The organism is Streptomyces sp. NPDC043680 (assembly GCF_056436685.1).
This window is the reverse complement of the sequence record NZ_JBWKCE010000010.1, coordinates 1-7,101: the sequence shown is the minus strand read 5'-3', so window position 1 is coordinate 7,101 and position 7,101 is coordinate 1. Positions and strand designations below refer to the sequence as shown.

At 71.6% G+C, this 7,101-nt stretch carries 8 protein-coding genes; all 8 read right to left on the bottom strand.

Annotated elements, in window-relative coordinates; all coding sequences use genetic code 11:
* Window positions 1–158 precede the first annotated feature (158 nt).
* A complete protein-coding gene (locus AC0666_RS20765) occupies window positions 159–1,166 on the bottom strand; it encodes a lysophospholipid acyltransferase family protein (RefSeq protein ID WP_468962610.1) in 1,008 nt (335 codons plus the stop codon).
* A complete protein-coding gene (locus tag AC0666_RS20760; protein WP_468962607.1) occupies window positions 1,166–2,260 on the bottom strand; it encodes an NAD-dependent epimerase/dehydratase family protein in 1,095 nt (364 codons plus the stop codon). The genes AC0666_RS20765 and AC0666_RS20760 overlap by 1 nt, the downstream gene beginning before the upstream one ends.
* A gap of 101 nt (window positions 2,261–2,361) precedes the next feature.
* Window positions 2,362–2,460, bottom strand: coding sequence for a 30S ribosomal protein bS22 (locus AC0666_RS20755; protein WP_003948845.1), 99 nt, complete (start codon window positions 2,458–2,460; stop codon window positions 2,362–2,364).
* A 152-nt stretch (window positions 2,461–2,612) separates the two neighbouring features.
* Complete coding sequence (locus AC0666_RS20750) at window positions 2,613–2,822, bottom strand: helix-turn-helix domain-containing protein (protein ID WP_008738568.1); 210 nt, start codon at window positions 2,820–2,822, stop codon at window positions 2,613–2,615.
* A gap of 114 nt (window positions 2,823–2,936) precedes the next feature.
* Complete coding sequence (locus AC0666_RS20745) at window positions 2,937–3,767, bottom strand: phosphatase (protein WP_468962605.1); 831 nt, start codon at window positions 3,765–3,767, stop codon at window positions 2,937–2,939.
* Between the two features lie 94 nt (window positions 3,768–3,861).
* The gene (locus AC0666_RS20740; protein WP_468963491.1) at window positions 3,862–5,010 is read right to left on the bottom strand and encodes an acetoin utilization protein AcuC; all 1,149 of its coding nucleotides are present in this window, start codon (window positions 5,008–5,010) and stop codon (window positions 3,862–3,864) included.
* Entirely contained in the window at window positions 4,982–6,199 is a 1,218-nt protein-coding gene (locus AC0666_RS20735) for an MFS transporter (protein ID WP_468962602.1), read from the bottom strand. Before AC0666_RS20735 ends, AC0666_RS20740 begins: the two co-directional genes overlap by 29 nt.
* Window positions 6,200–6,242: 43 nt before the next feature.
* Window positions 6,243–6,896: an HAD family hydrolase gene (locus AC0666_RS20730; protein ID WP_468962599.1), complete on the bottom strand. Its 654-nt coding sequence runs from the start codon at window positions 6,894–6,896 to the stop codon at window positions 6,243–6,245.
* Window positions 6,897–7,101: the final 205 nt, after the last annotated feature.

Sequence of the window (7,101 nt, the reverse complement as noted above, 5' to 3'; positions counted from 1 at the left end):
GCCGCCGGGGACGCCCCCGGGCCCGGGCCACCAGGCCGGCGTCCGCCCATTCGGCACGCCGCACCCCAGCCGCCCCTCCCCCCCCCGCGGGGGGCCCGAAGGCCCGACTGCTGCTCGGAAGGCTGCTGCTCGCAAGGCGGCGGCTCGGAGGCTGCGGCTCAGAAGAACACGGACCGGCGCTGCACCAGCAGCTTGTACAGGGTGTGCTGGATCTGCTCCCGCACCTCGTCGGTCAGGTTGAACATCAGCATCGGATCCTCCGCCGCCTCCGCCGGATACCCGTCGGTCGGGATCGGCTTGCCGAACTGGATCGTCCACTTCGTCGGCAGCGGCACCGCCCCGAGCGGCCCCAGCCACGGAAACGTCGGCGTGATCGGGAAGTACGGAACTCCCAGCAGTCGCGCCAGCGTCTTCGCATTGCCGACCATCGGATAAATCTCCTCCGCCCCCACGATCGAGCAGGGCACGATCGGCGTGCCCGCCCGCAGCGCCGTGGACACGAACCCGCCCCGCCCGAACCGCTGCAGCTTGTACCGGTCTCCGAACGGCTTCCCTATCCCCTTGAAGCCCTCGGGCATCACCCCGACCAGCTCCCCGGCCTCCAGCAGCCGCTGGGCGTCCTCCGCACACGCCAGGGTGTGCCCCGCCTTGCGCGCCAGCTCGTTCACCACCGGCAGCATGAACACCAGATCGGCCGCCAGCAGCCGCAGGTGACGCTGCGCCGGATGCCGGTCGTGCACCGCCACCTGCATCATCAGCCCGTCCAGCGGCAGCGTCCCCGAGTGGTTCGCCACGATCAGCGCCCCGCCCTCGGCCGGGATGTTCTCGATGCCCTTGACCTCGACCCGGAAGTACTTGTCGAACAAAGGCCGCATCAGGGACATCAGGACCTGGTCCGTCAGCTCCTTGTCGTAGCCGAAGTCGTCGACCTCGTAGTCCCCGGTGATCCGGCGCCGCAGGAAGGACAGCCCGCCGGCGAGCCGCCGCTCCCAACCCGGGCCCGCCTGCAGGCCCGAAGGCTCCCCCGCGGGCTCCTCGGCTGCCGCCGCCGGCTCGGCGGCCTCCACCGCCGCCCCCTGGGCCGGCACCGCCCGTACCTTCCGGGCCCCCGGACCCCGCCTGCGCGGCCGGTCCTCGTCGAACGGAATCACCTTGGCGTCCGCCACTATCGCTGCGCTCCCTCTTCGGCCTCTACGGCTCCGGCTCCGGCACCCTCGACGTCCAGCCCGTCCACACTCAGCACGGCCGCCACCCGGTCCACGGCCCGGCCCATCCGCTCCGGCGGCAGCAGCCCGCCGCCCCGGCTGCGCGCGAAGTCGGCAAAGGTCTCGGCCGTCGTGTACATGGGCTTGAATCCCAGCACGTCCCGCATCTGCGCGGTCTCCACGACCCGCCCGTGCGTGAGGAGTCTGATCTGCTCGGGGGAGAAATCGGTGACCCCGACCGCCCGCAGCGCCGAACCCACCCACGTCACCGCGGGCAGCACCAGCGGCACCGTCGGCCGCCCCAGCCTTCGCGCGCACTGGGACAGCAGCAGTACGCCGTCACCCGCGATGTTGAACGTCCCGCTGTTCAGCGTTCCCCGCCGGGGCTCCTGCGCCGCCAGCCGCAGCACGTCCAGCACGTCGTCCTCGTGCACGAACTGCAGCCGCGGGTCGTAGCCCAGCACGGTCGGCATGACCCGCATCGAGAAGTACTCGGCGAGAGCGGAGTCCGCGTACGGCCCCAGGATGTTCGCGAACCGCAGCACGCACACCGCGACGTCCGGCCGTCTTCGCGCGAAGCCCCGTACGTACGCCTCGACCTCGACGGCGTCCTTCGCGAAGCCGCCCGACGGCAGGGACTTCGGCTGCGTGGTCTCCGTGAACACGGCCGGGTCCCGCGAGGCGCCCCCGTACACGCTCGTACTGGACTTCACCACCAGCCGCCGCACCGTCGGCGACTTCTGGCACGCCCCCAGCAGCTGCATCGTCCCGATGACGTTGGTCTCCTTGACGGCGCTCCCGCTGCCGCCCGGCCCCGCACCGCTCCCGGTGACCGCCAGATGGACCACCGTGTCGACCGCGTGCTCGGCCAGCACCCGGGCGATGGACGACTGCCTGATGTCCATACGGACGAACTCGGCTGATCCGAGCCGGTGCGGCGGCGGGGCCGCATCGACCGCGATGACCCGTTCGACCTCCGGATCACGCTGGACACGCCGCACGAAGCGGCCTCCAAGCTGCCGGGCTGCCCCGGTAACGAGCACGACCTTCCCCACGAGCTCAGCGCCTTCCTCGTCGTCCTCCGCCAACCCCGGCTACACCGCAGCCCCTCCACCGGGATGGTGGAGGGGCTGCGGAGAACACGTACAGCTGCCGTTTACTTCTTGTTACGGCGCTGGACGCGGGTGCGCTTGAGCAGCTTGCGGTGCTTCTTCTTGGCCATCCGCTTACGCCGCTTCTTGATAACAGAGCCCACGACTACCCTCGCTCACTTCTCGGAACATCCCCGCGCCAGCGGGGATCGGTGCGGGGCGTCTGGGCCCACACGACCTACGTCGGCCTAGCCTACCCGCCAGAGCTCTCAGCCTGTAATCCGAGGGGATCGGAGAGTTTGCCGGAGCGTCAGTCTCAGGCCGATTCCACCCCCACATAGGACTCTCGGAGGTACTCGTGAACCGCGTTCTCGGGGACCCGGAAGGACCGGCCCACCCGGATCGCGGGCAGATGGCCGTTGTGCACCAGGCGGTACACGGTCATCTTCGACACTCGCATCACCGAGGCGACCTCCGCCACGGTCAGGAACTGAACCTCGGAAAGAGGCCTCTCGCCAGCAGCCATGACACACCTTGACCTTCCGCGCATGACGGGCACCGGCTTCCCCTCCGGTTACTCCTCGTCGTCGCACGCTCACTCCCCAGAGTAGGGGCGTGTGATACGAGTGGGGAAGAGGAGCTACGGCCACTCCTGCGCGGCCGGCAGACGCGCCCGGTCCAGTACGTACCGCGTGAGCGGAAGGTAGTAGTCCGCGCGCACCGCGTCATCAACCGGAACCGCCACCGCCACCCGTCCTTCCGCCTCTCCGACGAACAGCGCCGGATCGTCCGTATCCGCCAGCCCGATCGCCTCCACACCGAGCTGACCTGCGCCGCAGACCCACCCGTGGTCCCCCACCACCAGTTCCGGCAGCGGCCCGCCGACCTCCGCGAGGGCCCCCAGAGCGATCCGAACGGGCAGCGGCGAGTGGGTGTGCGCGCCGGTGGCACTCCCCGGCGGCCGCGCGCCGCCTTCCCGCACCAGCGCGACCCCCCGTACGTAATCGAGGCTGTGCCTGCGTACGCCGAACCGGGTCGCCACGTCGACACCGGCCCCCTGCGCCGGAGTGAGGACAACACATCCCACCGCCGACAGGGCCTCGGCCAAACTGGCGTAGAACTCCAGGAGACGGTGCGGGTGACCCGTCCCGAACAGTACGGGCGCCCTCGCCCGGGCCGCCTCCCCCAAGCGCGCCGCGAAAGCCTCCAGCGCCGCCAGCGTCCGCTCCGGGTCGATCACGTCCGGGCCGCTGACGTGCGCCGGATCGGCCGAGACCCCGCACTTCTGCGCCATCAGCCTCAGCAGATCACCCTCGCCCCACCCCCACTCCGGATCCAGCCCCAGCAGCACCCGCGGATCCCGCGCCGCGAACAGCCGATAGCTGCGCAGGCTCTCCTCGCGGGAGGTCGCGACGGGCCCGGCCAACCGGGCGGCCAGCAGATGTGCACGTAACGCGCCGGTGCTCAACACCCTCCCGATGCTGCCAAACCGGACCTGCCGGCTCATCAATTACACCGAACAGCCCCACACTTGGCGTAACGATGCTGCACGGCCCGGCAGCGCCTCAGGCGAGCAGACCCCGCAGCGGGAACACCGCCCGGCGGGTCGCCAGTACGGCCTGATCGACCGGGTCGGCCGGATCGTAGCCCGCCTCCCAGTCCCGCCAGTCGGCACTCCGCCCGTCCGTCATCCTGGCCGGCGCCGGCTGCCGGGTCCGCGCGTACACCGCGGCCCGCCACGCCTCGGGCACCGGCGACGCCGGGTCGACGGGCCGGTGCGCCGCGATCCCCACCAGATGCGTCCAGGACCGCGGCACGACGTCCACCACCGCGTACCCGCCGCCGCCCAGCGCCAGCCACCTGCCGTCCGCGTACTCGTGCGCGAGCCGGTGACAGGCCTCCTGCACCGCCCGTTGCGCGTCCAGCGACACCGCCAGGTGCGCGAGGGGATCCTCGAAGTGCGTGTCGGCCCCGTGCTGCGTCACCAGCACCTGGGGCCGGAAGTCCGCCAACAGCTCCGGCACCGTGGCGTGGAAGGCCCGGAGCCAGCCCACGTCCCCCGTCCCCGCGGGCAGCGCCACGTTCACCGCCGAGCCCTCGGCGGCCGGCCCGCCCGTCTCCTGCGGCCAGCCGGTCTGCGGGAACAGCGTCCTCGGATGCTCGTGCACGGAGACGGTGAGCACCCGGGGGTCGTCCCAGAACGCCGCCTGGACCCCGTCCCCGTGGTGCACGTCCACGTCCACGTACGCGACCCGCTCGGCCCCCAGCTCCAGCAGCCGCGCGATCGCCAGCGCCGCGTCGTTGTACACGCAGAACCCGGAGGCACCGCCCGGCATGGCGTGGTGCAGCCCGCCCGCGAAGTTCACGGCGTGCCCGGCCTCCCCCGCCCAGACCGCCTCGGCACCCGCCACCGACTGGCCCGCGATCAGCGCGGAGGCCTCGTGCATCCCGCGGAAGGCCGGATCGTCCACGGTGCCCAGCCCGTACGACCCGTCGGCCACGCCCGGGTCGGCGGACACCTCCCGTACCGCGGCGACGTAGTCCTCCCGGTGGACGAGCCGCAGCGTGGAATCCCCCGCCGGACGGGCCGCCCGTACCTCCACCTCCCGGTCCAGCCCGAAGGCGCGGACCAGGCCCATGGTCAGCGCCAGGCGCACCGGATCCATCGGATGGCCCGGTCCGAAGTCATACCTCGTTACCGCCTCGTCCCACATCAACAACCCGCGGCCGCTCATGCCCGACACCGTATCGGGCGCGGTCCGCGCCGAACGAGCGGGCGTGGAACAACGTCACCAGCACCAACACCATCGGCACGAGCATCGCTCCGCGGTAGCTCCAGGCGTCCCCGATCCCGCCGACGAGCGGCGACCCGATCAGGAAGCCGACGTAGTTGAAGATGTTCAGCCGGGCGATGGCCGTGTCCGACGCCGTCGGGAACGCACGCCCCGCCGCCGCGAAGGTCTGCGGCACGATCACGCACAGCCCGAACCCCAGCAGCGTGAACCCGACCATCCCCCACCACGCCCCGGGCGCCGCCGCGACGACGGCGAACCCTCCGGCGGCGACCAGCGTCCCGATCCGCACGACGACCACCGCCCCGAACCGCCGCACCCCGAAGTCCCCGACGGCCCGCCCCAGCAGCGTGGTCACCATGTAGACGTTGTAGGGGACGGTCGCCAACTGCTCCGAACCGCCCAGCACGTCCTGGAGGTACTTGGCACTCCAGTTGGAGACCGTCGAATCCCCGATGTACGCCGCCGCCATCACCAGGCACAGCGGCAGCAGCAAGCGGAACCCGCCGGCCCCGAGCCCCTTCTCCGGTACCTGCCCGGCACCGGCCTGCTGGTCGACGTAGGACCGGCTCCCGTGGACAACGAGCGGTAGCAGGACGACCACCGCCGGCAGGTACGAGGTGAAGAGGTCGAGGTGCCAGTGCGCCCCGGCCCAGGCCGCCGACGCCCCGAGGATCCCGCCGAGGCTGTACGCGGCATGGAAGCCGAGCATGATGCTGCGCCCGTACGCCCGCTGGAGGCTGACCCCGAGCATGTTCATGGAGGCGTCGAGCGCCCCGACGGACAATCCGAACGCCCCCAGCGCCAACGCCACGTGCCACATCTGCCGTCCGGCACCCACCCCCAGCAGGGACAGCAGGACGAACGGCTGCGCCCAGCGCAGGACGGTGCTCGGGGCGACGCGGCGGACGAGGTGCTCGGTGGCGACGCTGGCGACTCCGGCGAGGACCGGCACGGCGGCGAGGAAGGCCGGCAGCAGCCCGTCGGATATGCCGTACCGGTCCTGGATGGCGGGGATCCGGGTGACGAGGAGGGCGAAGGTCACGCCCTGCACGAAGAAACTGAACCCCAGGGAGCCGCGCCCGCGGCGCAACCGCACGTCGTCTGTCATGGCGGCACAGCGTAGGCCCGGCCCTTACCGGTGGGTAGAGATCTCACACGCCGAGTTCCAGCAGGCCCGGGAGCTCCTTCATGTCGCCGAAGAGCCGGTCGGCGGCGCCCAGCTGTCCGGCCGGCGTCATGGCCGTGAACCCGTACACGTCCATCCCGGCGGCGACGGCGGCCTGCACGCCGAGCGGGCTGTCCTCGATCACCACGCACCGCGCGGGCTCGACTCCCATGGTGCGGGCGGCATGCAGGAACAGATCGGGCGCGGGCTTCCCCTTCCCCACGTCCTCCGCGCTGAAGAGCCGCCCCTCCTCGAACCACTGCCCCAGCCCGGCCGCCCGGTGCCCGGCCCGTATCCGCTGGTGGCTGGAGGAGGAGGCCACGCAGTACGGCATCCCTCGCTCCTGCAGCAGCCGCAGCACGTCGGCAATGCCGGCGACGGGCTCCAGCTCCCGCTCGAACCCGGCGAGCGTGCGCTCCAGCAACGTCTGGTCGAACTCCTCGGGCAACCGCCGCCCGGTCCGCTCGTGCACCAGGTCGTGCACCCGGTGCACGGACGACCCCATGTAGTCCCGCAGGGAGTCCTCGTAGGAGGTCGGAAACCCCAACTCGGTCAGGTACGCGGCGAGGACGGTGTTGGCCAGCGGCTCACTGTCCACCAGCACGCCGTCGTTGTCGAAGATGACGAGGTCATAGCCCATGGCGCAAACCTAAGGGCACCCCGTCCCCGGCTGGCCACCCCGGTCGGGGCCCCTCAAGTTCCCTACGCCTTCGGGGACACCGCCGGCGCGGCGGCGCGGAGGCACAGGGGGGCCGTGAACGCAGAAAAGCCCCGCACCGAGCCCGGAAGGGCTGGTGCGGGGCTTCCCGCAATGATTGTTCGGCGGCGTCCTACTCTCCCACAGG